This is a genomic window from Flavobacterium sp. ZE23DGlu08 (genome assembly GCF_030505335.1).
Classification (GTDB): domain Bacteria; phylum Bacteroidota; class Bacteroidia; order Flavobacteriales; family Flavobacteriaceae; genus Flavobacterium; species Flavobacterium algoritolerans.
The window spans coordinates 693,642-720,192 of the sequence record NZ_CP130045.1; the positions used below are offsets into that span (position 1 = coordinate 693,642).

The window sequence follows — 26,551 nt, forward strand, 5'->3', positions numbered from 1 at the left end:
CACCGATTACTGATCACTGTATAACTAATTAGTCAGATTTAAAACAGAAGCAGTATCTTTTCTTATTTCGGCTAATAAAGCTGGATTATCATTTAAAGTCTGACCATAAGAAGGAATCATCACTTTCAATTTTTCCTGCCATTCCGGCGTTTCAATTTCATCTTTGAAACATCTTCCTATTAAATCAACCATAATAGAAACTGCGGTTGAAGCACCAGGAGAAGCACCCAATAAAACAGCTAAAGTTCCATCAGCAGTTGTGATTACTTCAGTACCAAACTCAAGTATTCCGCCTTCTTTTTCGTCTTTTTTTATTACTTGAACACGTTGTCCTGCACGTTCTAATTTCCAATCCTTAGATCTTGCACCAGGAACATATTCTCTCAACGCATTGATTCGGTCTTTAGGAGACTGACGCACTTGCTCAATCAAATATTTAGTAAGTGGTATATTTTTAATACCGGCAGCAATCATCGGAATGATATTATCCGGTTTTATGGATAATGGCAAATCAGAATACGAACCGTTTTTTAAAAATCGAGTTGAAAAACCTGCAAAAGGTCCAAAAAGGAGTTGTCTTTCTCCATTTATCATTCGGGAATCAATATGTGGTACAGACATTGGTGGTGCACCCACACTCGCTTTTCCATATACTTTTGCCTGATGTTTTGCAATCACTTCAGGGTTGGTGCATTTTAACCACTGTCCACTCACAGGGAAACCGCCATAGCCTTTTCCTTCGGGAACGTTTGCTTTTTCTAATAACGGTAATGAACCGCCTCCGGCACCAATAAAAACAAATTTGGTATATGTTTTTCTTTTTTGGCCTGTAGCCAAATCAGTAATTTTTATTCTCCACGATTTATCTTCACGTTGTCTCATTTTTTGGACTTCGTGATTGAAATACATCGTAACTCCATCCAATTTAGTCAAATAACTAAAAATATTTCGGGTTAATTCTCCAAAATTCACATCGGTACCAATAGCCATTGAGGTTGCTGCAACTTTCTCAGATTCATTTCTACCTTCCATAACTAAAGGCATCCATTCTTTTAATTGCTCAAAATCAGTGCTGAAAACCATTTGTTTAAAAAGAGGATTCGAATGTAAAGCCTCAAATCTTGTTTTAAGGTATTCTACATTTTTTTCTCCCCAAACAAAACTCAAGTGAGGAATACTTTTAATGAAATTTTCAGGTGATGAAACTTTATTCTGTTGCACTAAATAGGCCCAAAATTGTCTGGAAACCTCAAAAGATTCCGCAATACCGATTGCTTTTTTAGGGTTGATGCTTCCATCTTCACTTTCTGGAGTATAATTAAGCTCACAAAAAGCAGAATGTCCAGTTCCGGCATTATTCCATGCATCAGAACTTTCGGCAGCAGCCATATCTAATCTTTCGTATATTTCAATCTTTATATCTGGTTGTAACTCTTTTAGGATTAAGCCAAGAGTGGCGCTCATTATTCCAGCTCCTATAAGAACTACATCACTTTGCGAACGAATGGTTGTATCGGGCATAACAAAATTTTAAAGTGCAAAGATACTTTATATATGCAAAAAAAATGTAACAAATTATTGTTAAAAAGTAAGGAATTTCAAATCTATTTTGGTCAGTTGACCAGCTTTGCAGTTGGATTTTTAAAACATCTTTCGAGTCAAATAATCTTGAAGCATTATCGTTGCCGAAATCTCATCGATAAGTGCTTTATTTTGACGCTGTTTCTTACTAAGACCGCTGTCAATCATGGTTTGAAAAGCCATTTTTGAAGTAAACCGTTCATCAACCCGAATGACTTTCATATCCGGAAAATGATTGGTAAAATGCGTTACGAAACCTTTTATGATGGAAGCACTTTCTGAAGGTTCTCCATTCATTTGTTTAGGCTCACCAATGAGAACAGCCTCTACTTTCTCTTTGGAAAAATAGTCCTTCAAAAAAGCGATTGCAGTTGGGGAAGGAATGGTTGTTAATCCCGAAGCTATAATTTGCATTTCATCGGTAACGGCTATTCCTGTTCGTTTTTGTCCGTAATCTATGGCGAGAATTCTTGGCATTTGTATATTTTTTTCAAAGGTAACTATTTTAATTTTCCAATTCTTAGCAACAACGGAAAAGTCACTTTCTTATCGCTTTTTAACCAAGAAGTTTTCAAATCATCGTAAATCAAATCAATAGGATTTTGATTATTTTTCGAAATATAATGCTGCGTCGCTGACCATGTTTCCAAATATCCTATAAGTTCCTCAAAAGTCCATGTTAACTTATTTTCGAAAGTTTCCGTAACAATTTCATTAAATGGAAATGGTATTGTTTTGTAATTTTCATCCAAGTATTTTCGCTCGGCATCCCAATATGGTCCTATAATATTGCGATAATAATCTTGCACTATCTTATCCGAATCCGCATTGGTTGAAAACAAACCATACCCCAGAACGGCAAAGATTCCATCTGGTTTTAAGATTCGATAAATTTCTTTGTAAAACAAATCAAAATCAAACCAATGAACTGCTTGGGCAACTGTGATTAAATCAAACTCCTGATTTTTGAAAAAGGTGTTTTCTGCAGCGGCTACTTTGTAAATTATGTTTTCCGTTGGAATCGCATTGTTAAGTTGGTTCTGGCTAATATCAATTCCATAAACCGTTTCAAAAAAACTCGAAAGTTTTTGTGCGACTTGTCCATTTCCGGTAGCAATATCTAGCGCAACTCCTTTGTTGTTGGCAAATGAAACCAAATAATCAATCATTGCATCTGGATATTGTGGTCGAAATTTAGAATACTCAGCAGCTTGTTTGGAGAAATTATCTTTCATGTTTGAATGATTTTCATTTATTCCTCAAATTTACAACATTTGAAAAACATTAAATATACTATAAGTTAAATCTGTAACATTTTTCAAATCAATTTGCGTTTTTGATTTTAGTTAAAAAACATATCTTTGTCAAAAATCTAACTAAAATGAATCCATTACAAACAATTATAGAACAAGCTTGGGAAAACCGTGCCTTGTTGCAAGAAACGACAACAACTGATGCTATCAGAGAAGTTATTGAATTATTAGACACTGGAAAATTACGTGTTGCTGAACCGGTAGGTGAAGGATGGCAGGTAAACGAATGGGTAAAGAAAGCGGTTGTGATGTATTTCCCTATTCAAAAAATGGAAACTTTAGAATCTGGAATTTTCGAATACCATGACAAAATGTTGCTAAAAAGAGGCTATGCCGAAAAAGGAATTCGTGTAGTTCCTAATGCTGTAGCGCGTTACGGTGCTTATATTTCTAGTGGTGTTATTTTGATGCCAAGTTATGTAAACATTGGTGCTTATGTTGATGAAGGAACTATGGTGGACACATGGGCAACCGTAGGAAGTTGTGCTCAAATTGGTAAAAACGTACACTTAAGTGGTGGTGTAGGTATTGGTGGTGTTCTTGAACCTTTACAAGCTGCTCCAGTAATTATTGAAGACGGTGCTTTTGTTGGTTCTCGTTGTATTGTTGTAGAAGGTGTTCATGTTGGGAAAGAAGCCGTTCTTGGTGCCAATGTTTGCTTGACTGCCTCTACTAAAATTATTGATGTTACAGGAGAAACTCCAGTTGAAATGAAAGGTTTTGTTCCTGCTCGTTCTGTTGTAATACCTGGAAGTTACACTAAGAAATTCGCTGCCGGTGAGTTTCAAGTTCCTTGTGCGTTAATCATTGGAACACGTAAGCCTTCGACAGATTTGAAAACATCATTGAATAATGCTTTACGTGAATATGACGTAGCGGTTTAATACCTCTTAAAATAAAAAATTATTGTATATTCCTCCCTTAAACGGGAGGTTTTTTATATTATGAAAATGATGAAAATATTGGTAATTCAACAAAAGATGATTGGTGATGTATTGGCTAGCAGTATTATTTGTAATAATTTAAAGTTGATTTATCCCGATTCTCAAGTAGATTATCTAGTTAATCCTTTTACTGTTCCAGTTTTAGAAAACAATCCAAATATTGATAACCTTATATTATTTGAAGATAGGTACCGCAAAAGTAAACTAGCATTGTTTAAATTTTTAATTGCCATCAGGAAACGAAAATACGACCTGGTTATAGATGCATACGGAAAACTGGAAAGTAATTTGGTAGTCGCTTTTTCTGGTGCTAAAACAAGAATCGGGTTCTACAAACCATATACAAATTATCTCTATTCTATAACAGTAAAAGAAATCATAAATCCAATTACTGAAGCAGGAACGGCTTTAGAAAACAGATTGAATTTGTTAATGCCATTAGCGCCAAATGCAAAATTAAAAAACAAGCCAAGTATCTTTTTAACCGAAAAAGAAATTGAGAATGGAAAAGCTATTTTAGTGAAAAACAAAATTGATTTTTCTAAAAAGTTATACATGATCAGTGTTCTTGGAAGCGGTAAAAACAAGACCTATCCTTTTCTGTATATGGCAAAAATACTTGATCGAATAGTTGAAAAAAATCAAGCAGTTTTACTTTTCAATTATATGCCATCGCAGGAGAAAGAAGCCAAAGCAATTTTTGATTTATGTCAGCCTAAAACTCAAGAAAACATAAAAATTAATGTTGTCTCTGGAAGTATTCGAGAGTTTTTATCCATAACCTACCATTGTGATGCTTTAATTGGTAATGAAGGAGGCGCAGTAAATATGGCCAAAGCGATAAACAAACCTACATTTACTATATTTTCTACATGGATAATCAAAGAAGCTTGGAATTCTTTTGAAAATGAAAAATCAAATGTATCGGTGCATTTAAAAGATTTCAGACCGGAATTATATGGTACGAAATCTGCAAAAGAAATGAAGAATGAAGCTTTAAATTTATATGAATCTTTTGCCCCTGAACTTCTTTTTCCAAAATTAGAAAGTTTTTTAGAAAATAATTAAAAGCGCTTATAAATTAGAATCTATACCATTGGAAGTTCTTACTATCTTATTCAGATTAGTAAATTTTCTAATGGCTTTATTTTTTTTTAATGCTGCTTCATTGACATAGCCGCGACTATGATCCAAGTGAATACATATTGCGCTATATCTAATTTGTTTAGATTTCAATCCCATATTGAATAATCGCTCTCCTAATTCTCTGTCTTCGCCTCCGTATTGCATTTCTTGATTAAAACCATTCACGGCTATTAAATCATTTTTCCAACCAGAAGCATTATGCCCATTCCAACTTGCATTAGTAGGCGTTATGGCATTTAAAATTTTAGATTTAAATTTAGACGAACTAATTTTAATGTTTTTGTAGGATTTTTTTAAACCATGCTGTAATAACCACTTTACATCAAAACATCTTTGAGAAACTATATCTTCCTCTGATATCGCTTTAGAAATAGACATGGGTAATTTAAAATATCCTCCCGAAAGAAAATATCCTTTCTCTCTATTATCAAGATGAACAGCAACAAAATCATTTCTTGGAATACAATCGCCATCCGTAAAAATTAAATAATCCGAATTAGTACTAACAATCGCTTTATTTAAAATTTGAGTTTTTTGAAAACCATTATCCTCATGCCAAACATGAATAATAGGATTTGAAATCTTATTCCTCATTTGATCAATTAATTCTTTTGTTTTTGGACCAGAGCCATCATCTGCGATAATAATTTCAAAATCCTTTTCAGTTTGAATATTAAACCCAAAAAGAACTTTCTCTAACCATGCCTCTGCATTGTATGTACTTATTATTACAGATGCTTTCATAAATATTTTTGAAGTTAAGTAGTGCAAAAGTAGTTAATAAATTATATTTGTGAAATACTACCCTTTCATGAATCTAAATTTAGCGCCAAAAATATCTGTCTTAGTAATTACTCTAAACGAAGAAGCAAACATGCAAGCGCTTTTGGTTGATTTGGGTTTTGCTGACGAAATTATTATTGTAGATTCTTATAGTACCGACAAAACAAAGTCAATCGCCCAATCATTTTCTAACGTAAGATTTATTGAAAATAGATTCGAAAATTATTCTTCTCAAAGAAATTTTGCGATTTCACAAGCAAAAAATGATTGGATTTTATTTCTGGATGCTGACGAAAGAATTACTCCAGCACTAAAAGAAGAAATTATAGAAACCTTACGAACAAACAATACTTATTCTGCTTTTTTATTTTACAGAAAATTTATGTTTGAAAATACCGTTTTACATTTTAGCGGATTACAAACCGATAAAATACTCCGACTATTTGATAAAAACTTTGCAAAATACAGTAGCGATCAATTGGTACATGAAAAATTAACAGTGAATGGGAAAATAGGTGTTTTTAAAAATAAGCTTCTTCATTATTCCTATTCAGGTTATAAATGCTACAAATCAAAAGCTACTCGGTACGGAAAGCTAAAAGCTCAAGAAAAGTTTATCAAGAAACAAAAACCTTCCTTTACACTTCACATTCTTCATCCTTCCTATAATTTTTTATATAATTATTTTATTCGCTTGGGTTTTCTTGATGGCAAAAAAGGAATTACTATATGCTATTTAAATGCCTATAGTGTGTTTGTAAGATATCAGGAATTAAAGCTTCTTTGGAATAAAAAAGACCTTATTTCCAGAAAAAATATTTAGCTTTCAATCTGCGTTTTCTATGATATTTTTCTTGAAATTCACAAGTATAGTACCACATTATATCAAAAACCTCCTTGAATGATTTATTGTATAATTTTGCATATTCATCGCTCATTATTTCAATCATTTCTTTTTTTGGAGTTAATCTCGAAAGGTTTTTCATTCGCATGTTGACATCCATTTGAGCATGAAAATTCATTCTGTTTAAATCAACTAAGAAAAATTCATATTGTTTTTCAGAAACTTTTTTTATCAAAGTATTACCCGGAGAATGATCTAAAAACTCGATACCTTTTTCATGCAAATTGAAAGAAAAACGGGTAAACTGACGCAAAATAGTTGAGTGATCTGGATAATCTGGAATTTCTACGAGTTCTCTAAAAGTCAGTTCTGTCTGAAGATGCTCGCTAGCATAATAGCTTTCTTTCAATCCCAACCAACTGTAATTTTCAAAAAAAGCGATAGGTTGCGGTGTTCCAATTCCTTTTTCTAACAAATTTGTTGCATATTCGTAGGAACGTCTGGCTTTAGACTTTCTAAAATACTTGTAAGCAATTTTATTAATTAGATTTGGGATTTTAAACGATTTGATATTAATCGTTAAAGAGTCTAAATCAAATAATTTTATTTTGTTTCGTTTTCCATCACCAAAAAGGATTCCTGTCATATCAAAATTTTCAATACAACTCAATAATTTTGATTTATGTTTAAGAAAATGAGAATGAATATTTATTTGCATCAATAGAATAATAAGAATAAACAAAAGTAGGTATTGCTTTTTATTTATCCAATTTAAGGTTTACCATATATCCAATAATAATTTTATTAAAAAAAATCTCCAAATAAAAATAGCTAGTATACCGAATAACTAAAAAATCTATTTCAAATACTTATCTATTCCATTTAAAACTCTTACCGTTCTATTTGCTATAGTATCCTTTTGTATTTTATCATTTAATTCAAAATAATCTTTTGAACTTATTTTATGAAAAATATGATAAACAATTCCAGCATAACGAAGTCTTTTAGCTTTTATATGATTGTTTCCAAGTCGAATGGCTAAATCCGAATCTTCCCTCCCCCAACCTTCAAAGTCTTCATTATAGCCATTGACCGCTATAAAATCATCACGCCAAAACGAAACATTACAACCTCTAAATTTTTTAGAAATTCCTTCATGTGATTTATATAGTCTTGACAAGAATGGAATATGCAAGGTTCTAGTTCTATTTTTAATTTCACTAGAAAGAAAATTAAAATAGATTTTCTTGGTTTTAAAAATTTTCCCAACAGCAGTAGGAAGTATATTAACACGAGAGCCATATAAATACATGCCTTTTTCTGCAAAGCTTAAATGATCCTTCACAAAATTAGGATGCAAAATACAATCTCCATCAACTTGAATAATATAATCAACATTAGTTCCCGCTATAGCTTTATTTAAAATTTTTGCTTTCCTAAAACCTTTATCTGTTTGATGAAAATGAAGAATCGGAACACTACTTTTAAGTTGAAGTTCCCTTATAAGCTCTTCTGTCTCTTTGCCAGAACCGTCATCAGCGATAAGAATCTTATTAGGTAAATCCGTTTGCGATAAAGCACTAATCATAACTAAACGAAGTGCTTCTGGCCAATTATATGTAGAAATTAAAAGTGCTGATGTCATTTTCTATTGTTTGAATAAATTAATTTAAATTTTGATTTTTTAATTAATTAGACACTAAATTTTAGTCTTCTAAATTTCAAAATTATGCCAAAATAACACTAAATATTAATTTAAATAGCTTGAATTATCAAATGTTCTAAAATTAAAGTAAAAAAACAGGAAAGGGATTAATCACGCTTCGAAATATATTTGGATTGCAAAGCCCAAATGAAGTATTTTTACACTCTGGAAATTACACTAGTTTTATTGAACTAAAACTTAAAATCTCCACAAAAATAAAAATATGGAAAATATAAACGAAGAAGTTCACAAAGCTTACGAAGTAATCAAGGAAGGCGGAATTATCCTGTACCCTACCGATACCGTTTGGGGAATTGGTTGTGACGCAACAAATCCTGAGGCTGTTGCCAAAATATACAAACTCAAGCAAAGAGCCGAAACCCAAAGTATGATTGTTTTGATGAATGGTGAAAAAATGATGTACAATGTATTCAAAGACATTCCTGAAGTTGCCTGGCAAATCATTGACTTATCCGAAAAACCAACTACTTTAATACTGGACAAACCCAGAAATGTAGCTCCCAATATAATCTCTACTGATAACTCACTAGGAATTCGCGTTGTGAAAGAACCATTTTGCTTCAAATTAATGGAAAAGATGAAAAAACCATTGGTTTCGACATCTGCAAATATTTCAGGTCAACCCACTCCTATAGCCTTCAAAGATATTAGCCCGGAAATTATAAAAGGTGTGGACTATGTTGTAAATTTGCACCGTGAAAAAATCGGTGGAAAACCGTCAACAATAATAAAATTAACGAATGATTCTCAGGTGAAAGTGATTCGGAAATAGATTGCAGTATTCAGTTTTAAGTTTAGCAACTTTAAACTTTAGACTTTAAACATTTTAAAAATGAGTATCAAAACTTCATATAAAGAAGCCTTAAATAATAAAATTTTCGAAGTAATTTCTCAAGCTTCCCAAGAACTTAACATCGAAAGTTATGTTATTGGCGGATTCGTGAGAGATTTACTTTTAAATAGAGACTTTAAAAAAGATATTGATATTGTTGCTGTTGGCAGCGGAATCGAATTAGCTTTGAAAGTTTCCCAATTACTTCCAAAAAAACCAAAAGTTCAAGTTTTCAAAACATACGGAACAGCGATGTTGCGTTTTGAAGATACTGAAATTGAGTTTGTAGGTGCCCGAAAAGAATCCTATCATTTTGAGAGTCGCAATCCTGTTGTAGAGAATGGAACATTGGAAGACGACCAAAATCGTCGTGATTTTACCATAAATGCGCTGGCTTTATCTTTAAACGCTGCTAATTTTGGAGAACTTTCGGATCCTTTTAACGGATTGGAAGATTTAAAAAATAAAATAATTAGAACACCTTTGGATCCAGATATTACTTTTTCTGATGATCCATTGCGCATGTTGAGAGGCATTCGTTTTGCAAACCAATTGGGATTTGATATCGAAGAAAATTCGTTGAACTCCATAACCAAAAACGCAAACCGAATCAAAATCATTTCCGGAGAACGCATCGTTGATGAGTTGAATAAAATACTTTCGACAGATAAACCTTCCGTAGGATTCTTGCTATTATTCAAAACTGGGCTTTTAGATATTATCCTTCCGGAATTGACCGCTTTGAATCAAGTGGAAGAAATTGAAGGTCATACGCATAAAAATAATTTCTATCACACCTTAGAGGTTGTTGACAATATTTGTCCGCATACAGATGATGTTTGGTTGCGCTGGTCAGCATTATTGCACGACATTGGAAAAGCACCAACAAAACGCTTTAACAAAAAACAAGGTTGGACCTTTCATGGACATGAATTTCTTGGTGGAAAAATGGCAAAAAAAATATTTGAACGCTTACACATGCCACTAAATCACAAAATGAAATTTGTACAAAAAATGGTCATGATGAGTTCTCGCCCGATTGTGTTATCACAAGACACGGTCACGGATTCAGCGGTGCGTCGTTTGGTTTTTGACGCCGGTGAAGATGTAGAGAATTTAATGACGTTGTGTGAAGCCGATATTACTACCAAAAATCCTAATAAATTCAAGAAATACCACAACAATTTTGTAATTGTACGCAAGAAAATTGTAGAAGTCGAAGAACGTGATCAGGTTCGTAATTTTCAACCACCAATATCAGGTGAAGAGATTATGGAAAAATTCAATTTAAAGCCTTCAAAAGAAATTGGAATGCTGAAAGAAGCCATAAAAGAGGCGATTCTGGAAGGAGAAATTCCAAATGAATATGAGGCAGCGTATCAATTTATGCTAAAAAGAGCCGCAAAAATTGGATTAAAGATTAACGCTTGTTGAATTAACAATTAATTACATTTCAAATATCTTTGCATAAATTAATTTCAAACAATGAAAAAAGAGAATAATTACGTTATCATTTGGTTGTTATCAGGATGCTTATTATTGTTTATGATGGTTGTAGTGGGAGGAATTACCCGATTGACCAATTCAGGTTTATCAATGACCGATTGGCATTTAGTAACCGATACTTTTCCGCCTTTAACAGAAGAAAAATGGTCTCATGCTTTTGAAGAATATAAAAAATTTCCAGAATATCAAAAAATCAATATACATAATGATTTTACCCTAAGTGATTATAAATTCATTTATTTCTGGGAATGGTTCCACCGTTTTATAGGGAGAATAATAGGTTTAGTATTTATCGTTCCTTTTGTCTATTTCTTGTTCAAGAAACGTCTTTCGAGCGAAACCATCAAAAAATGTGTGGTTTTATTATTCATGGGCGGTTTTCAAGGATTTTTGGGCTGGTTCATGGTTAGAAGCGGATTAATCGACAATCCTGATGTAAGTCATTTTAGATTAGCATTACACCTCACATTTGCTTTTATTACCTTTGCGTATACACTTTGGGTAGCTTTGGATTTAATTTATCCAAACAAAGCGACAGTTATACTTCCATTGCGAAAACTAGCACGCGTTGCGTTAGTATTTTTGTTGTTGCAAATTATCTATGGTGGGTTTGTTGCAGGCTTAAATGCAGGTTTAATACACAATCACTGGCCATTAATGAGTGATGGACAATTCATTCACGACAGTGTTTTTATAGAAAAAAGCACCTTGTTTTTGAATCTTATCGAAGGAAAAAGCGGCGTTCAATTTGTACACCGAACCATGGCATATGTTGTAGTAGGATTGATTCTTGCGCTTTATTTCTCCAGTAAAAAACACATCCTTTCTTCGTTACAGAAAAAAGGAATCAATATCTTGGTATTAATCGTATTTTTGCAATTCACATTAGGCGTTTTTACGTTGCTTTACAGTGTACCGCTTTGGTTGGGATTATTACACCAAGTAATGGCTTTCTTTTTACTGACGGCAATGACATTCACTTTACATCGATTATCAAAATAAAAATATACCAACCATAATACCTGACTATATTGTCGCATTTCTTTGTTTATAAACATAAATGTCTAAACTTGCTGCTCAAGATAAATTTTTAGATTTATCAGATTATGGAAGACCATTTGGAAAATTTCTTGCCAATCAATTAAAAAACACTCGGTTCACTCCTATACATGTCACCTTACTTTTTGGTGTTTCAGGCTTGATTGCCATTTACTGTATTCTTCAAGGAAGTTACTATTTAGCCAGTTTTTTCATCATTCTAAAATCAATGATTGATGCTGCCGATGGCGAACTGGCACGATTGAAAAACACGCCTTCCTATACAGGAAGATACTTAGACAGTGTCTTTGATATCATCTTAAATTTTCTCTTTTTAATGACCATTTGTTATGTTTCAAAGACATCATTTTGGCTTACTGTTTTGGCCTTTATTGGCATCCAATTACAGGGGACTTTATACAATTATTACTATGTGATTTTAAGAAATAAATCAGTAGGCGGAGATACCACCAGTAAAATTTTCGAATATAAATCGCCAAAAGCTTTACCCGGAGAAACCCAAAAATCAGTGGATATTTTATTCCGGATTTATACTATCGTTTATGGCACATTTGACAAGATAATTCACTTTCTGGACAAAGAGGCGTACAAAGTAAAAACCTTTCCTAACTGGTTTATGACAGTACTTTCTATTTACGGATTAGGCTTTCAACTATTGATAATTGCGGTAATGCTACCCATGGATTTAATTGAATATATCATTCCGTTTTTTATAATTTACACCGCTCTGATTTTTGTCATAATTGGTATTCGAAAAGTTGTTTTTAAAGGTTTAAAATCGTCATAAGAATAATCTATACCAAATATATAACCTTCAATTTATCAGTATTTTAAAAAACAACATCTTTAGTTATGATTTAACATAAATGTCATTCCTAATCGACGATATAAGATAAAATACAATTGCAAAATTTACTAGAATTATACAATAGTTTCCTAGAATTGTATAACATATTTACTGTTCAAAATCACCAAATTTGTAAAGAACAAATAGTAATTTAAAACTTAAATATTATGCCAAATTCAAAAGAGATTGAAGGAAACTGGAATGAATTGAAAGGAAAACTTAAACAAAAATTTGCTGATTTAACAGATGATGATTTGTTGTACGATGAAGGTAAAGAAGATGAAATGTGGGGTAAGCTACAACAAAAATTAGGCAAGACGCAAAAAGAAATTAAATCATTATTTGATTAATTTTTAAATCCTAAACATACTTGAACTGTTTCAATTGCAAGAGTCAAAATCTTTCTTTTTTAGAATTTTTTGAACCTGCTTTTGAAACAGTTTTTTTACACTAAAACTACCCAATCCAATTTTTAAAATCAGAAACTTTTTCTCTGCTTACAATCACTTCGTCTTCTTTATAAGAAGGCAAAATAACTTTTAATCGAGAGTTACTATAGACAACAATTTCCTTAATCGCTTTTAGAGGAACTATGAATTTTCTACTTACACGATAGAAATCTTTTGGATCTACTTCTTGCTCTAAAAGCTCCAAAGTCGTTTCAATTAAATAATTCCTGTTGTCAAAAGTATGAAGATAGGTTCCTTTATTTTCACTAAAAAAACACTCAATTTCATCAGTAGTAATCACTTTCAAATGTTGTCCAATTTTTACTGTAAACCGTTTTTTATGATTTTTTTCAAATGGATTAGAAAGCATTTTTTTAATCTGCTCAAAATCCATCCCGAAGTCTCGGGAGCCGGTTTCTTGTTTTGGTAAACGCGCTTTAAATTTAGAAACGGCAACCTCTAAATCATCCTCATCAATAGGCTTCAAAAGATAATCGATACTATTCAATTTAAAAGCACGTAAAGCATACTCATCATACGCCGTTGTGAAAATCACGGCGCTCTTAATTTCAATTTTTTCAAATATTTCAAATGACAATCCATCTGACAACTGAATGTCCAAAAAAATCAATTCCGGATGTTCATTATTAGAAAACCAATTAATTGCTTCTTCTACAGAATGCAACATCACTCCTACTTGAATATTTAGTCTTTCTAATTTTCGCTGTAGTAATCTTGCAGCTGGTTTTTCGTCTTCGATTATTATTGTCATCATTTAATACTGAATCGTTTATTAGGTTATTTTGGTTTACTGAAAATTGCTCCCGAAGCTTCGGGATGATCACTTATTTCACTCCCATTTTTCACTTTTCTCTTTCTCCATCAACTCCTTGATTTTTTTCTCTTCCCAGTTTCTTCCAAAAATCCAATTGGGCAAGAAAACAGAAAATCCGTGTACCACTATTCCTATTCCCCAAAAGAATGCAGTAAAGAAATTCTCTATTTTGAAATAGCTTTCTCCTGGATCCAAATCTCTAACATTGAGGAATACAATCACTATATTTACGGCTATATATACTATTAAATGCGTATAAAACCCTTTCAATCGCTTAACTTCCCGTTGGGCGGCAGCGTATTTGTCTTCTGGCTGAAATCCTTCAAACCCAGAATTAAAATTTCTTTTCATTTTGATGATATTAAGTGTCATTTACTATTTAAAAAAGCAATTCAATTGTAATAGAAGAATTATGACTTTACGTCCAAGTATCTTTTCTCTCATTTTCTTTATCCATAAACTCTTTGATTTTTTTCTCTTCCCAATCTTTACCAAAAAATGGCATATAATTAAAGACTTTCATGCCATGAAAAATTACTCCAATTCCCCACCCTAACATAGGCCAAAAAAACCATAAATGCTCGGGAGATGTCACTAAATTTATAATTAAGAGAGCAATATTAAAGACTATATAGGCTGTTAAGTTCCCATAGAAACCTTTAATTTCTTCCACTTGTTTTTTCGCTTTAAAATAGCGCTCTTCGTTTTGATATGTATTTTCCATAATTTCTTATTTAATTTTTTTTACGTTTATAACAGCTCTGATTCTTATTTCCAAGTTTGTTTCTGCTCCTCTTTGCGCAAAATTTCTTGAATTTTTCTTTGTTCCCAATTAGAACTGTAACCAAAAACCTTTAAAGCATGCATCGTCAATCCAAATCCCCATCCGGCTGCAGAAAACCAAAACCATTGAAAATGTGGCGAAAAAGTTAAATTGATATAAATTAAAAACGGAATAACACAACAGTAAGAGATCAAGTTTCCGTAAAAACCTTTAAGCTCATCCACTCGTTTTTTAGCTCTGTAATAAGCCGTATCTTCATTGTAATTTGTAGTTGTTTCCATAACTGTAATTTGTTTTGTCAAAAGAGGTATTTTGACCGTAAATGTTTTCTCGTTTTGAATAATCAATACTTTTCTGTTGGTTATAATTCCATATCTGTTGACGATATTTTGTAAACCAACACCTTGACGTTCTTGCAATACTTCTTTCTTTTGATAATCGTTTTGAACGGCTAAATAATCGCCCTCAATATAAATCCGAATATGTAATGGCCTTTGTTCACTAACCACATTATGCTTCACCGTATTCTCTAATAAAAGTTGTAAAGAGAGCGGCACTACTTTGGCATCTGGATTTATAGCTATGGTTGGTAATTCATAAAACAAACTGTTTTCAAAACGCATTTTCAATAAATTCATGTACGTTTTGGCGAAAGCCAATTCTTCTTCAACCGAAACCAGCTCTTTATCTTTTTGTTCTAATACGTAGCGATAAATCTTTGATAATGAAATCGTAAACCGCTGCGCATTATCTGGATTTTCTTCAATCAAAGAGCTCAATACATTTAAACTGTTAAATAGAAAATGAGGATCAATTTGATTTTTTAAACTCTCGAATTTTGCGTTAGCTGTTCCTGCAATAATTTTCTGTTCCTTGACTTTGTTCTCATTATACGCTTTGTAAAATGAAATCGTGTAAATGGATAAGGTGACGAAAAAAGTGATTATTATTGATGCTAAATAACTTGAAGGTTTTTCGTTTGCCAAGAAATAATCAAAAGAATTCTTGTTATACACCACTTCTTCAAATAAGTGCATTAAAAAAATAACTGCTAATGAAACTAAAAACGAACCTATAAAACCAAGTGTTAATCTTTTTACAGAAAATTTATCTTCAAAATAAGAGTCTAATTTCCAAAAAAGGAACATATTGGATGCGTATAAAGAAAAAGTATACATCATTGTGAATAAAAAATTGACTAGCAACCTTTTACCAAAATAAACTTCACTTCCCATTATCACATTGACTAATTGAATCACAGCAAAAATAATAAGTGTCAATTTTATCGCTCTTTGAAGTTCTTTATATATTCTATTCATTTTATTTTGATATTTATTCTGATTGTAGCATCAATAAAAGACTTGAAAATCACTTCTATTCTTTCTTGTTTCTACTTCCTATTTACAATTTTTCTGTGCTTCTAAAGCTCTTTCTAAACCCCATTTTGGAGAGAAAGGTGTTTCAGGTTTAAAAGTAGCAAAAAGTCCAATAGCTTTTTCAATTTGCACACACATTGGTTTAGTGTCTGTTCCCCAAAATTTAGCACCACCTATTTCAAATTCGGCTTTACCAAAAACAACTCTTGGATTTTCCGGTGCAATTGCCTGTGCTTTTCCGTACAATTCCATAACCGTTCCAGATAATTTTTGTCCGTTCGTCATTGGATCAAAAGCAATCCAAGCGGTGTGAATCATTGCTTGCATTACCAATAATTCAGCATTATTGGGATTTTTATCCATTTCTATATCCAATGATTTTTGTGCTTTCGAAAGTAATAAATTCATTTGATCTTTATCTTTTGTTCTAAAAGCGGTCGTTGTATTCACTAATGCAACGTAATAATTAGGCAGCCAACTTGTTTTCTCTGCACCAGCTATTCTTTCGAATAAATCAGAAGCTTCCGTGTTTTTTCCTTCGCCCCAAAGCTGGAATGCTTTTCCCATTCCTTGTTCGAATTGCCCTTGAGCCGATACTAAACTACATACTAATAATACGATTGTGGTGATAACTTTTGTCATGATTTCTTGTTTTAAAATGGTTATTTTTTTGATGATTGAAACGTTGCAATAATTTATACTTCAAAAGTATCTCAGTTTTTATTGGTTTAAAATTTATAGATACTGAACTGTAGAATTTGATGGATGAATTGTGATTTAGTTGAAAGTTATACAGTTGAAAGAGTTTACAAAGACAGTAGACTTTATGACTTTGTGACTCGTTTTAAAGGTTCTTCAACTGATTGTCTTTTTTATCGTTGCTGATTGTCCAAAAGAATCCTATGAAGAAAAAGCGATCGGCCGTAGGAACAATTTCTTTTCTATTGTAAAAGCCTGTATTATCGGGATTGTTGGCATATTCGTATCCAAATACATTCTGAGAACCTAAAACATTAGAAACCGAGAAGTATAAAATCTTTTGCTGTGACACTAAATACGCCCAATTGAAACTTAAACTGTTGTAGGATTTTGTTTTTCCGTTCATAAATTTAGCTTCGTTTGGATTGTTATAAGGACGTCCAGAACTGTATGAATTCGTAAAACCTATTTGTGATTTCCAGTCGTTTATCCAGTATTTAGTAACGATTGACAAGCTGTGATCTGCAACAAAACTTGGTGTCACTTGAGAACTAAAATTTTTATAATTTCTCTCTGTGTCGATGTACGAATAGGAAACCCAATATTCTAAGTTTTTGATTGATTTTCCGTCTCTCCAAAACAAATCCAATCCTTTCGCATAACCAGAACCGGAATTATCATAAACCGAATTATACGCCGCCATTTGGGTGTCAAATTTTACTAAATTGCTGTAGTCTTTAAAATAAGTTTCTGCACGAAAGGTTTTTCCGTTCTTATTGTATTGAAAATTCAAGATGTAATGCGAAGCCTTTTCACTTTCAAACTGATGATTGTTGGAATACTTGATGTATTCCGCGTTTGGAGTTTGGGTAAAATCGCCATAAGCAAATGAAAACTGACTGTTTTTAGCCATTTTATAGGCAAATGAAATTCGGGGTGAAATGGCGGTTTCATTCAGTAAATCGTTATTTGAAGCCCTAACTCCTACTTTGGCTGCCCATTTTTTAGAGAAGAAAATATCGGCTTCCGTATAAACTGCCGCAATGTTAGCATCGTATCCATTGGTGAAAACCGAACCTGTATTTTCCTTAAAATCTTCATTGAATTGAGTAACAAAATAATCCGCTCCAAAAGACAGTTTCAATCTTTCAGAAAAGCTCTTTTTCAATTTTAATTTCAAATGAGCCGCATTTTCATCATTCGCCACTTTATCTGAATCCAAATTTATTTTATTATTGCTGTAGCCATAACTTAACCCGGAAGTAATTTGCCAATTGTTCCCAAAAACGCCTTTGTAAGACGAGTTCAAATAGAAATTATTGTTATTCAAGTCAACTCTGATTTTCTCTGGCGAATTGATATTTTCCTGATTAATATCGAATTTAGAACTATCAAAAGCAGCGTATACTTTCAAAATTCCATTATTGAAATTATAACGATAAACGGTTTCTCCTGACAACGATTGAAAAGGACTGTTCCAATCCACATTTTGAGGAATAACCGCTTGATACGGCGCTAAATTGATATAATTCGCATTTACGCTCAACGAACTTTTTTTCCACTTTTGGGTATTTCCAATTCCTAAACCTACAGTCATCAAAGCGATTTCGGTTTTGTTTTGGTCTGGATCATCTTGTGTATTCAATAACAAAACACTGGATAACGCTTCGCCATATTCCGCTGAATAACCACCCGTAGAAAATGATATTCCGCTGAATAAAAAGGGAGAAAACCTACCTCGTGTTGGTAAATTATTCGTGGTTGCGCCATACGGCTGTGCCACCCGAATCCCGTCTACAAAAGTTTGTGTTTCATTGGCTTCGCCACCACGAACAAACAATCGGCCGTCCTCGCCTACCGTTTGTGTTCCTGGCAACGTTTGCAAAGCCGCAATAATATTTCCAGCCGAACCCGCTGTAGTTACGATGTCTAACGGTTTTAAAACAGAAACTCTTGCTTTATCGCCCGCTTCTAATGTACCTGCTGTAATCACAACCGCGTCAAGCGATGTAACACTTTCTCGTAATTTGATGGTTTTATTTTGGAAATTAGCCACATCAATTACTGTTTTTGAAGTTTCATAAATCAGGAAACTCACAACCAAAGTTTGATTTCCGGTTGTTGTAGTTGTAAAACTAAAATTCCCCGTTTCACTACTGGAAGCACCGTCATAAGTTCCTTCAATAAAAATATTAGCACCTGAAACCGGTTTTCCTTTCTCATCTACCACTTTTCCTGAAATTGTATTTTGTGAAAAAATAGTTAAGCTGAATACTAAAAAGGCAAACGTAAAAATAAATTTAAACCTTGTGTTCGAATGATTTGATTGTTGCGTAAATGTTGGTTTCATGATATTTGATTTTGATGAAGCAAATATCTATTGCAAAAATCAGAACCAGAAAAAGTTATTACTGAACTGTTGAAATTACTGGATGAGTTGTTTTGCCTAATCCATTTCGAATTTAAAATCATGCATTTTTTATTTTATAATGAAAACCTTAAATTTGTGTACAACCAAATTCTGTAAAAATGAAAAAATCAATCTTATTCCTTTTATTGTTCTCTTTTAGTACCGTACTATTTTCTCAGGAAGCGGAATCAGCATTTGATGAAAAACTGGCAAAATCTCTTAAAGCAGATGATTACGGAATGAAGCAATATGTTTTTTGTTTGTTAAAAACTGGAAGCAACACAACGGCAACGAAAGAAGAAACTAAAAAACTATTTGAGGGTCACATGGCTAATATCAATCAATTAGCAAAAGAAGGAAAACTGGTTGTGGCGGGTCCTTTCATAAAAAACGAACGAAATTATAGAGGTATTTATATTTTTAACGCCAGTAGTATAGAAGAAGCTAAAACATTTGTGGCGACAGATCCAGCGGTACAATCTAAACTTCTGGAAGCTGAACTGACGCTTTGGTATGGAAGTGCAGCATTGCAGGAAACGCTAAAAATCCATGATAAAATAGCCAAAACTAAAATCTAATTTCATGAATATTGAAGAATTACAGGTTATTTGTAAATCAAATGAAGCGGTGACTGAAAGTATTAAGTGGGGAAATGATTTGTGTTTTTGCATAGGCGAAAAAATGTTTTTGGTTGTTGGTTTGGACAAATCCCCCACTTCGGCAGCTTTTAAAGTTTTGGAGGAACAGTTTGAAGAAATCAGCACTCGAGAAGGTTTTAAGCCTGCGCCTTACATTGCACGTTACAAATGGGTTATGATTAACGACATTAATGAAATGACCAAAAAAGAATGGCAGTTTTACATTGAACAATCCTATACTTTAGTCAAGGACAAACTTTCTGTCAAAATAAAAAAACAACTTGGTTTTACATAAAAGCAAAAAATTAAACTATGATAACTGAAAAAGAAAAAATGATTGCCGGAGAATATTATTTGGCAGGAGATCCTGTTTTAGTAAAAGACAGACGAAAATCTAAAAATTTACTCCACCGATTAAATGTTACAGAATACCGAGTGACAAAAAAAGCGAGAGAAATACTAAAAGAACTCATTCCTAATGCAGGACCAAATCTTTATATTGAACCTCCATTTTTTTGTGACTATGGATACAATATCAGTTGTGGCGAAAATGTTTATTTCAATGTAAACTGCGTTGTTTTGGATTGTGCCAAAGTCACTATTGGTTCCAATGTGTTTTTTGCACCTGGAGTTCAATTGTTCACCGCCACACATCCACTGGATGCTGAACTGAGAAAAACCTTGGAAAATGCATTGCCAATAAACATTGGTGATGATTGCTGGATTGGCGGAAATTCAGTTATTTGCCCAGGTATAACCATTGGAAATGGCTGTGTAATTGGTGCAGGCTCAGTGGTTACAAAAGATATTCCTGATAATTCTTTGGCGGTAGGAAATCCGGCAAAAGTAATCCGAAAGTTAAATATTTAATGTATATCCTAACCCTAATTACAACTCCTTAAGACTAAAATTTCTTATCTTTGTTATAAACATTTAAACTTTATAAAATCATCATGAAACATCTCAAAGCATTTCTAGTCTTGGCACTTATTGTAGTCGCAAACTCAGTTTCGGCACAATCCACTTTCGAAAAATGGCCTGCCATAAAAGAATTTCACGAAGTAATGTCACAAACATTTCATCCTGCTGAAGAAGGAAATCTTGCGCCAATCAAAGCACGTTCAGAAGAAATGATGAACAAAGCCGCCATGTTATTAAAGTCTGATATTCCTGCAGAATTTAGAACAAACGCTATATTGGCTTCAGCTGAAAGATTACAGTTAAAAAGTAAAGCACTGCATAAATTAGTTACTTCAAATGGATCTGATTCAGCAATTTTGAAATCAATCACTGATTTACATGACACTTTCCATGAGATTGTGGGACTTTGTGCCGATGCAAAAAAATAAAAAGCTAAAGCCTAATCAACTGATTAGGCTTTCTTCCTTTTACACCTTATCAATTCAATAAAAATGCCACATTTATTAGCAAAACTTAAAAATGTTCCTATTGCGGTCATTAGCGAGATTTTAGAGAAAGACAAAGCCTTTCATGCCGAAAATAATATGTTTCTGGAGCATCTTTGGCAAAATGCCGATGATGAAAATGAAGTGTTTTTTCTTTTTCGAATAAATGATATTGATGAAACCAAAGCGCTGATACATCAACTTCATGCTGATGCTTTGACCCAAGATGCCAATGCAAATCTTCCAATAATGACTTATTTAAAATAACATGCTACAACTTAATAAAGTTCACCACATCGCCATTATTTGTTCTGATTATCAGAAATCAAAAACGTTCTACACAAATGTTTTAGGACTTACAATTGTTCAAGAAATTTACCGTGAAGAAAGACAATCGTATAAACTGGATTTGGCTTTAAACGGAAATTACATCATTGAGATTTTTTCGTTTCCAAATCCTCCACAGCGTCCTTCAAAACCTGAAGCGGCAGGATTACGCCATTTAGCCTTTGAAGTTGATGACATTCAATTAACCCGCGATTTTTTAGTCAATCAAAATATCCGTTCAGAAGAAATTCGTGTTGATGAACACACTAAAAAACGCTTTTTCTTTATTGCAGATCCAGATGATTTACCGATAGAGTTTTATGAAAAATAAGTCATTTTTGTTTATGAAAAAGTAAAAACAATGTATTAATCGCAAAAGAAAATAGTCCAATCCTTTTTTCAATTCAAATCTGATTTTTTTTCTTTAATTTTGTAATACTCAGACACATTACTTTTTCAAATGAACAATACCACACAAATTAAAAAGAACTATCAATTCATTAAACTTCAAAAACTTGTTGTTGTATCCATTTTAATTGGTTTTCTTTCTGCTTTTTTAGGTGTTATTTTGAAAAACACAACTGAATATTATGAAGAAATCTTTTTTCATCAAACGATTGTAAACCCAATATTTTTTGTTGTTTTCCCCGTTTTTGGATTGTCAATTATTTATTTTCTTAGGGAGTATTTATTTAAGAAAAAGGAAAACAAAGGCATAAAAGAAGTTTTTGAAAGCACTAATTCCAATTCGAAGAATTTACCAAGCTATAAAATTCCTTCCCATTTCATTAACGGTTTATTGACCGTGGTTTTTGGTGGCTCTACAGGAATAGAAGTTTCAACAGTTGTCGCTTCGGCTACTATTGGTTCTGTTGCACAAAGGAAACAAAATGTATTCCGACAATACAAAACCGAGTTAATCTGTGCGGGAGTTGCGGCCGGAATTACGGCATTATTCAGCAGCCCAATAGCCGGAATTTTATTTTCTCTTGAAGTGATTTCAAAAAAAGTAACTCGAGCGTTTGTACTAACAAACCTGATAGCTGTTTCAATCGCTTTTGGACTCATTTATTTGCTTGACGAAAAACCATTGTTTGCAGTGCACATAACTACTTGGCATTTAAGAGCTATTCCCTACTTTATACTATTGGGAATTATTGCAGGAATAAATTCGGTTTATTTAACCCGTTGTGTGTTGTTTTTTAAAGAACAATTTTCGAAAATAAAAGTGCCCTATTTCAAAATTATCTTCGGGTCTGTGATTTTAAGTATTTCCCTTTTTGTATTTCCACAACTGTATGGCGAAGGATATCATGCTATCAAGACTATTTTTATTAATCCGAATGGAATCGTGCTTTCACTTTCATTGGTACTCACTTTCATCGGGATTTTAGTATTGAAGCCTATTGTTACTTCAGTTACTCTAGCTTCAGGAGGAGATGGTGGTGTTTTTGCCCCAAGCCTGTTTATTGGCGCATTTTTAGGACTATTAGTTGCTTTAGTTTTAAACACGTATTTCAATGCAAATGTAATCCCAGTAAACTTTATGATAATAGGAATGGCAGCCGTTTTGAGTGCCAGTATTCATGCACCATTTACCTCCATATTTTTAGTTTGCGGATTAACCAATGATTATACGTTGTTTCTTCCAATTCTAGTGGTTTGTTTGATTTCAAAATATACAGCTAAAATGATTTATCCGTTCACTGTTTACTCCTATTCCCAAAGTTTAGTAAAATAATTACCTATGCCTGTTCAAAAAATAAAAAGGAGTTATCGCAAAACCAAATACATTCTTTACAAAGAAACTTTAATTGATTTTAAGGAACATTTTTGGGCTTTTCTGGGTTCATTTATCGGCATCGGATTAATCGCTTACATGCAATCTAAAACTTTATTGCATGTAGATGTAGTCTATTTAATTGGGTCTTTTGGAGCTTCAAGCGTACTGGTTTATGGGATTATTCAAAGTCCATTGGCACAACCCCGAAATCTTGTGGGAGGACATATCGTGTCTGCACTTGTTGGCGTTACTGTCGCTAAATTCATACCTGATATTTTATGGATAGCTGCTCCGCTTGCCGTTTCTTTATCTATCGTTTTAATGCAAATGACAAAAACGCTTCATCCTCCAGGTGGAGCCACTGCTTTGATTGCCATTATTGGAACACCAAAGATTAAAAATCTTGGCTATTGGTATGTACTTTATCCAGTACTGAGCGGTGTACTAATTTTATTGGTAGTGGCTTTGATTTTTAATAATATGACACCAAACAGGTCATATCCAAACCATAAAAAGTATCACATTATTAGAAAGAGGCTTGTTGGTAAGATTAAAAAAAGTCTTTCTTAACTTACCTATCAAATAAAGTATAATTAGCGTATTTATTTTGTACTAAAACCTAAATACTTTTAGAATAAATGACAATCAATCACTTATTCCCTTTGAAAGTCATACACAAAAATCTTATCAACAAATCTAAAATCTAAAATCTAAATCTAAAAATTAAATTTTACCTTTGAGCTTTCAATAAAAACAAAGATTATGGTTTATAAATTTAGAGTGATTCTAGACGCGGAAGAAGATGTTTTTAGAGACATTGCAATACTTGAAGACGATACTTTAGAAGATTTGCACAATGCTATTTTCAATTCTTTCGGATTTGATGGAATGGAAGTGGCTTCGTTTTATACTTGCGATGAAACTTGGAATCAAGAAGAGGAGATTTCACTTTTTGATACCGGCGATGTTCCCGGTGAGCAAAAAATAATGAGCGATTACCAATTATCAGATATTTTAGATAAGGAAAACACTAAAATTCTCTATGTTTATGATTTCATCAATATGTGGACGTTCCTTGTAGAACTGGCTGCAATAGAAGATCAACTTGCAGGAAATACATATCCGGAAACCATTTTTTCTCACGGTGAAATGCCAGATGAAGCGATGGAAAAAAACTTTGAATCAGATAATGCCGATGACTATAATGATGAATTTGAAGACGGATTAGACGAAGACGATTTAGACATGTTTGAAGGCGATGATAGTTTTGAAGACTTTGGATTTGAGGAGAACTGGAATTAAAGCATTATACAATTAAGAATCAAGAGCCAAGATAAAAGACCTTTTTGCTGTCTTTCATCTTGGTTCTTTTATCTAAAAAAATAAAAATATGATCAATTTATATAATACACACATCGAAAACTTATCAATTCATAGAGTTGGTAATAAAAGTAGAAATGAAGCGATTTTTTTATCAGAGCAACCTTTTAATCTGAACGATGAAATTGTGCCTTTGATGAAAGAATTTTTCTTTAAACCCTTTAGAGAGAAAGAAGAAAACTATTTTCAGTTTGCCCATGAAATTGATTTGGATTACAATGACATGTTCAAATTTGCAACTGAGATTTTTGAGAATCCAAATACGATTCATGAAGTTTCTCAAAAAATCACAAAACACTTATTTGAGCAATCTAATCATCCTCACATCAAGAATGGCGAAGTTTACGTTACTTATTTAACGAACGTGAGCATTGATAATAATGTTGTGGATGCAATAGGAATTTTTAAAAGCGAAATACAAGCTGACTTTTTACAATTTGAAGAGAAAGAAACTCACTTAGAAATGATTTTGCAACAAGGTGTAAGTTTGAATAAATTAGACAAAGGATGTTTAATCTTTAACTATAAAAAAGAAGAAGGTTACAAAATCCTAACAGTAGACAGCAACCGCTATGATGCGAGATATTGGTTAGAACATTTCTTATCTGTTGATGCCTTTGAGGATGAAAACTTTATCACTAAAAAGTATTTAAAATTCTGTCAGAACTTTGCTAAAGATGTTGTTTTCCCTGCTGAGGATAAGAAAGAAGAAGTGATGTTCATGAACCGTTCTGTGAACTATTTTGCAAAAAACGATCAGTTCGAAGAAACTAATTTCTTAAACGAAGTTTTAGACAATCCAGACTTAATTCCTGAGTTTAAAAACTACAAAGTTGACAAAGGGGAAAAATACAGTATTGAAGATGTTACATCATTCCCTATTGCAAATGCAGCGGTTTCTGATGCCAGAAAATCAATCAAAAACGTAATTAATTTGGATACACACATCCAAATTAAAATGGACTTCATCAATCCTGAAAGTGCCGAAAAATTTGTAGAAAAAGGCTGGGACGAAGAAAAACAAATGTATTACTACTTAGTTTATTTCAATAAAGAAGAAAAAAGCTAGCTTATAGTTTTTATACCTCTAAATTTTCAATCCTCAATTACTGATGTAGTTGGGGATTTTTTTTCATTCCTATAATACTTTATTCCAAAGGTTTACAAAAAACATATAATTTTTATAAGAATTTTATTGTTTTTATTAACTTAAAATGTATTTCATCGATTTTATTTGATATTTAAACGGTTATTAATTAAGTTTAATCCCCTTTAATCCCCAAATCTAAATAACCGAATAGTATGAATACAAACGAAATCAAAGAAAAATTTCTCAGTAAAAAAATTCTGTGTACACTATTTGGTCATAAAATAATTACAACCCGAAATGTTACAAATCATTTCAAAGAATTTAAATGCACTGTTTGTGAACTCGAATTAACTAACGATGAGAAAGGTCGAAAAACGTTTCTTACACCAGAACTAAAAGAAATAAATGAAACCCTAATAGGTTTCTACAATAAAAGAATTCATTCCGTGTAAAAATAATTCCAGAATTTATTACAATTCATTTGATTACCAAAACAACCAATTATTACTTTTTATTCTTGAAAAAAATATACCTATAAGTGTTTCAAGAATAAAAATTCAATTATTTCTAACATTGCAAAAAAACAAAATCATGCTAATCCTGATATTAATAAAATCAATCCTGATATTGAAACAGAAAAACAATCAAAAAAAACTGCTAAGCTACAATAGCATTTCTATTCGATAATTTTCCAAAAAATACATCTCCATTTTACAACACAAAACATTTGATTTTTTAAATTAAAATCATAGTAATTCTTTAGAAAAAAGAACCGGAAATTTGTCAATCCAAT

31 protein-coding genes are annotated in these 26,551 nt (G+C 32.5%); 19 read left to right on the forward strand and 12 right to left on the reverse strand.

Features of this window, described 5'->3' with window-relative positions; translation table 11 throughout:
- Positions 1–24: 24 nt before the first annotated feature.
- The 3 genes from Q1W72_RS03055 to Q1W72_RS03065 form a co-directional block, all read right to left on the reverse strand.
- Positions 25–1,521 carry a malate:quinone oxidoreductase gene (locus tag Q1W72_RS03055; RefSeq protein WP_302137332.1) on the reverse strand — a complete coding sequence of 499 codons (1,497 nt, stop codon included), beginning with the start codon at positions 1,519–1,521 and terminating at the stop codon, positions 25–27.
- 120 nt (positions 1,522–1,641) lie between these two features.
- Entirely contained in the window at positions 1,642–2,058 is a 417-nt protein-coding gene (gene ruvX / locus Q1W72_RS03060; RefSeq protein ID WP_099715875.1) for a Holliday junction resolvase RuvX, read from the reverse strand.
- Positions 2,059–2,081: 23 nt separating this feature from the next.
- Positions 2,082–2,816, reverse strand: coding sequence for a class I SAM-dependent methyltransferase (locus Q1W72_RS03065; RefSeq protein WP_302137333.1), 735 nt, complete (start codon positions 2,814–2,816; stop codon positions 2,082–2,084).
- A 146-nt stretch (positions 2,817–2,962) separates the two neighbouring features.
- Between Q1W72_RS03065 and Q1W72_RS03070 the strand changes: the two genes are divergently transcribed.
- Positions 2,963–3,778 carry a 2,3,4,5-tetrahydropyridine-2,6-dicarboxylate N-succinyltransferase gene (locus Q1W72_RS03070; protein ID WP_302137334.1) on the forward strand — a complete coding sequence of 272 codons (816 nt, stop codon included), beginning with the start codon at positions 2,963–2,965 and terminating at the stop codon, positions 3,776–3,778.
- A gap of 66 nt (positions 3,779–3,844) precedes the next feature.
- Positions 3,845–4,906 (forward strand): glycosyltransferase family 9 protein, encoded by a 1,062-nt coding sequence (locus Q1W72_RS03075; protein ID WP_302137335.1) that lies wholly within the window; start codon positions 3,845–3,847, stop codon positions 4,904–4,906.
- A gap of 6 nt (positions 4,907–4,912) precedes the next feature.
- On the opposite strand, the gene Q1W72_RS03080 is transcribed toward Q1W72_RS03075, so the two are convergent.
- On the reverse strand, positions 4,913–5,728 hold the full coding sequence (locus Q1W72_RS03080) for a glycosyltransferase family 2 protein (protein ID WP_302137337.1): 816 nt from the start codon (positions 5,726–5,728) through the stop codon (positions 4,913–4,915).
- A gap of 67 nt (positions 5,729–5,795) precedes the next feature.
- Here Q1W72_RS03080 and Q1W72_RS03085 point away from each other — a divergent pair, with 67 nt between their 5' ends.
- Positions 5,796–6,590, forward strand: coding sequence for a glycosyltransferase family 2 protein (locus tag Q1W72_RS03085; protein WP_302137339.1), 795 nt, complete (start codon positions 5,796–5,798; stop codon positions 6,588–6,590).
- On the opposite strand, the gene Q1W72_RS03090 is transcribed toward Q1W72_RS03085, so the two are convergent.
- Both Q1W72_RS03090 and Q1W72_RS03095 read right to left on the reverse strand, forming a co-directional pair.
- Positions 6,568–7,257 carry a lipopolysaccharide kinase InaA family protein gene (locus tag Q1W72_RS03090; protein WP_302137341.1) on the reverse strand — a complete coding sequence of 230 codons (690 nt, stop codon included), beginning with the start codon at positions 7,255–7,257 and terminating at the stop codon, positions 6,568–6,570. The two genes, Q1W72_RS03085 and Q1W72_RS03090, sit on opposite strands and share 23 nt — an antisense overlap.
- A 210-nt stretch (positions 7,258–7,467) precedes the next feature.
- Positions 7,468–8,256 carry a glycosyltransferase family 2 protein gene (locus Q1W72_RS03095; protein WP_099715882.1) on the reverse strand — a complete coding sequence of 263 codons (789 nt, stop codon included), beginning with the start codon at positions 8,254–8,256 and terminating at the stop codon, positions 7,468–7,470.
- A gap of 283 nt (positions 8,257–8,539) precedes the next feature.
- Between Q1W72_RS03095 and Q1W72_RS03100 the strand changes: the two genes are divergently transcribed.
- The 5 genes from Q1W72_RS03100 (at position 8,540) to Q1W72_RS03120 (ending at position 12,931) form a co-directional block, all read left to right on the forward strand.
- Complete coding sequence (locus Q1W72_RS03100; protein WP_099715883.1) at positions 8,540–9,109, forward strand: L-threonylcarbamoyladenylate synthase; 570 nt, start codon at positions 8,540–8,542, stop codon at positions 9,107–9,109.
- Between the two features lie 60 nt (positions 9,110–9,169).
- Positions 9,170–10,603 (forward strand): CCA tRNA nucleotidyltransferase, encoded by a 1,434-nt coding sequence (locus tag Q1W72_RS03105; protein WP_099715884.1) that lies wholly within the window; start codon positions 9,170–9,172, stop codon positions 10,601–10,603.
- A 51-nt stretch (positions 10,604–10,654) separates the two neighbouring features.
- Positions 10,655–11,677, forward strand: coding sequence for a COX15/CtaA family protein (locus Q1W72_RS03110; RefSeq protein WP_099715885.1), 1,023 nt, complete (start codon positions 10,655–10,657; stop codon positions 11,675–11,677).
- A gap of 58 nt (positions 11,678–11,735) precedes the next feature.
- On the forward strand, positions 11,736–12,521 hold the full coding sequence (locus Q1W72_RS03115; protein WP_302137344.1) for a CDP-alcohol phosphatidyltransferase family protein: 786 nt from the start codon (positions 11,736–11,738) through the stop codon (positions 12,519–12,521).
- A gap of 227 nt (positions 12,522–12,748) precedes the next feature.
- Positions 12,749–12,931 (forward strand): CsbD family protein, encoded by a 183-nt coding sequence (locus Q1W72_RS03120; RefSeq protein WP_302137346.1) that lies wholly within the window; start codon positions 12,749–12,751, stop codon positions 12,929–12,931.
- Between the two features lie 106 nt (positions 12,932–13,037).
- On the opposite strand, the gene Q1W72_RS03125 is transcribed toward Q1W72_RS03120, so the two are convergent.
- From Q1W72_RS03125 to Q1W72_RS03150, 6 genes are all read right to left on the reverse strand, one after another.
- Positions 13,038–13,805 (reverse strand): LytTR family DNA-binding domain-containing protein, encoded by a 768-nt coding sequence (locus Q1W72_RS03125; RefSeq protein WP_302137348.1) that lies wholly within the window; start codon positions 13,803–13,805, stop codon positions 13,038–13,040.
- A 75-nt stretch (positions 13,806–13,880) separates the two neighbouring features.
- Positions 13,881–14,216 carry a 2TM domain-containing protein gene (locus tag Q1W72_RS03130; protein ID WP_302137350.1) on the reverse strand — a complete coding sequence of 112 codons (336 nt, stop codon included), beginning with the start codon at positions 14,214–14,216 and terminating at the stop codon, positions 13,881–13,883.
- Positions 14,217–14,283: 67 nt separating this feature from the next.
- Entirely contained in the window at positions 14,284–14,589 is a 306-nt protein-coding gene (locus tag Q1W72_RS03135; protein ID WP_302137352.1) for a 2TM domain-containing protein, read from the reverse strand.
- Between the two features lie 44 nt (positions 14,590–14,633).
- Positions 14,634–15,968: a histidine kinase gene (locus tag Q1W72_RS03140; protein WP_302137353.1), complete on the reverse strand. Its 1,335-nt coding sequence runs from the start codon at positions 15,966–15,968 to the stop codon at positions 14,634–14,636.
- A gap of 78 nt (positions 15,969–16,046) precedes the next feature.
- Positions 16,047–16,667 carry a hypothetical protein gene (locus Q1W72_RS03145; protein ID WP_302137355.1) on the reverse strand — a complete coding sequence of 207 codons (621 nt, stop codon included), beginning with the start codon at positions 16,665–16,667 and terminating at the stop codon, positions 16,047–16,049.
- Positions 16,668–16,869: 202 nt separating this feature from the next.
- Positions 16,870–19,074: a TonB-dependent receptor gene (locus tag Q1W72_RS03150; RefSeq protein WP_099715892.1), complete on the reverse strand. Its 2,205-nt coding sequence runs from the start codon at positions 19,072–19,074 to the stop codon at positions 16,870–16,872.
- A 179-nt stretch (positions 19,075–19,253) separates the two neighbouring features.
- Between Q1W72_RS03150 and Q1W72_RS03155 the strand changes: the two genes are divergently transcribed.
- The 11 genes from Q1W72_RS03155 to Q1W72_RS03205 all read left to right on the forward strand — a co-directional run bounded on the left by Q1W72_RS03155 (position 19,254) and on the right by Q1W72_RS03205 (position 26,210).
- Positions 19,254–19,712 carry a YciI family protein gene (locus Q1W72_RS03155; protein ID WP_099715893.1) on the forward strand — a complete coding sequence of 153 codons (459 nt, stop codon included), beginning with the start codon at positions 19,254–19,256 and terminating at the stop codon, positions 19,710–19,712.
- 4 nt (positions 19,713–19,716) lie between these two features.
- Entirely contained in the window at positions 19,717–20,067 is a 351-nt protein-coding gene (locus Q1W72_RS03160; RefSeq protein WP_099715894.1) for an MmcQ/YjbR family DNA-binding protein, read from the forward strand.
- 17 nt (positions 20,068–20,084) lie between these two features.
- Positions 20,085–20,642, forward strand: a complete 558-nt coding sequence (locus Q1W72_RS03165; RefSeq protein ID WP_302137359.1) for a sugar O-acetyltransferase — start codon at positions 20,085–20,087, stop codon at positions 20,640–20,642.
- Positions 20,643–20,725: 83 nt separating this feature from the next.
- Positions 20,726–21,121 carry a hypothetical protein gene (locus tag Q1W72_RS03170; RefSeq protein ID WP_302137361.1) on the forward strand — a complete coding sequence of 132 codons (396 nt, stop codon included), beginning with the start codon at positions 20,726–20,728 and terminating at the stop codon, positions 21,119–21,121.
- Positions 21,122–21,184: 63 nt separating this feature from the next.
- Positions 21,185–21,445, forward strand: coding sequence for a hypothetical protein (locus Q1W72_RS03175; protein WP_302137363.1), 261 nt, complete (start codon positions 21,185–21,187; stop codon positions 21,443–21,445).
- A gap of 1 nt (position 21,446) precedes the next feature.
- Positions 21,447–21,836 (forward strand): VOC family protein, encoded by a 390-nt coding sequence (locus tag Q1W72_RS03180; protein ID WP_302137364.1) that lies wholly within the window; start codon positions 21,447–21,449, stop codon positions 21,834–21,836.
- Positions 21,837–21,965: 129 nt separating this feature from the next.
- Positions 21,966–23,246, forward strand: coding sequence for a chloride channel protein (locus Q1W72_RS03185; protein WP_302137365.1), 1,281 nt, complete (start codon positions 21,966–21,968; stop codon positions 23,244–23,246).
- 6 nt (positions 23,247–23,252) lie between these two features.
- Positions 23,253–23,858 (forward strand): HPP family protein, encoded by a 606-nt coding sequence (locus Q1W72_RS03190; RefSeq protein ID WP_302137366.1) that lies wholly within the window; start codon positions 23,253–23,255, stop codon positions 23,856–23,858.
- 192 nt (positions 23,859–24,050) lie between these two features.
- Positions 24,051–24,590 (forward strand): hypothetical protein, encoded by a 540-nt coding sequence (locus Q1W72_RS03195; protein ID WP_302137368.1) that lies wholly within the window; start codon positions 24,051–24,053, stop codon positions 24,588–24,590.
- Between the two features lie 88 nt (positions 24,591–24,678).
- A complete protein-coding gene (locus tag Q1W72_RS03200) occupies positions 24,679–25,737 on the forward strand; it encodes a nucleoid-associated protein (protein WP_099715902.1) in 1,059 nt (352 codons plus the stop codon).
- A gap of 233 nt (positions 25,738–25,970) precedes the next feature.
- Entirely contained in the window at positions 25,971–26,210 is a 240-nt protein-coding gene (locus Q1W72_RS03205; protein ID WP_302137370.1) for a DUF1660 family phage protein, read from the forward strand.
- The last annotated feature ends 341 nt before the right edge of the window (positions 26,211–26,551 follow it).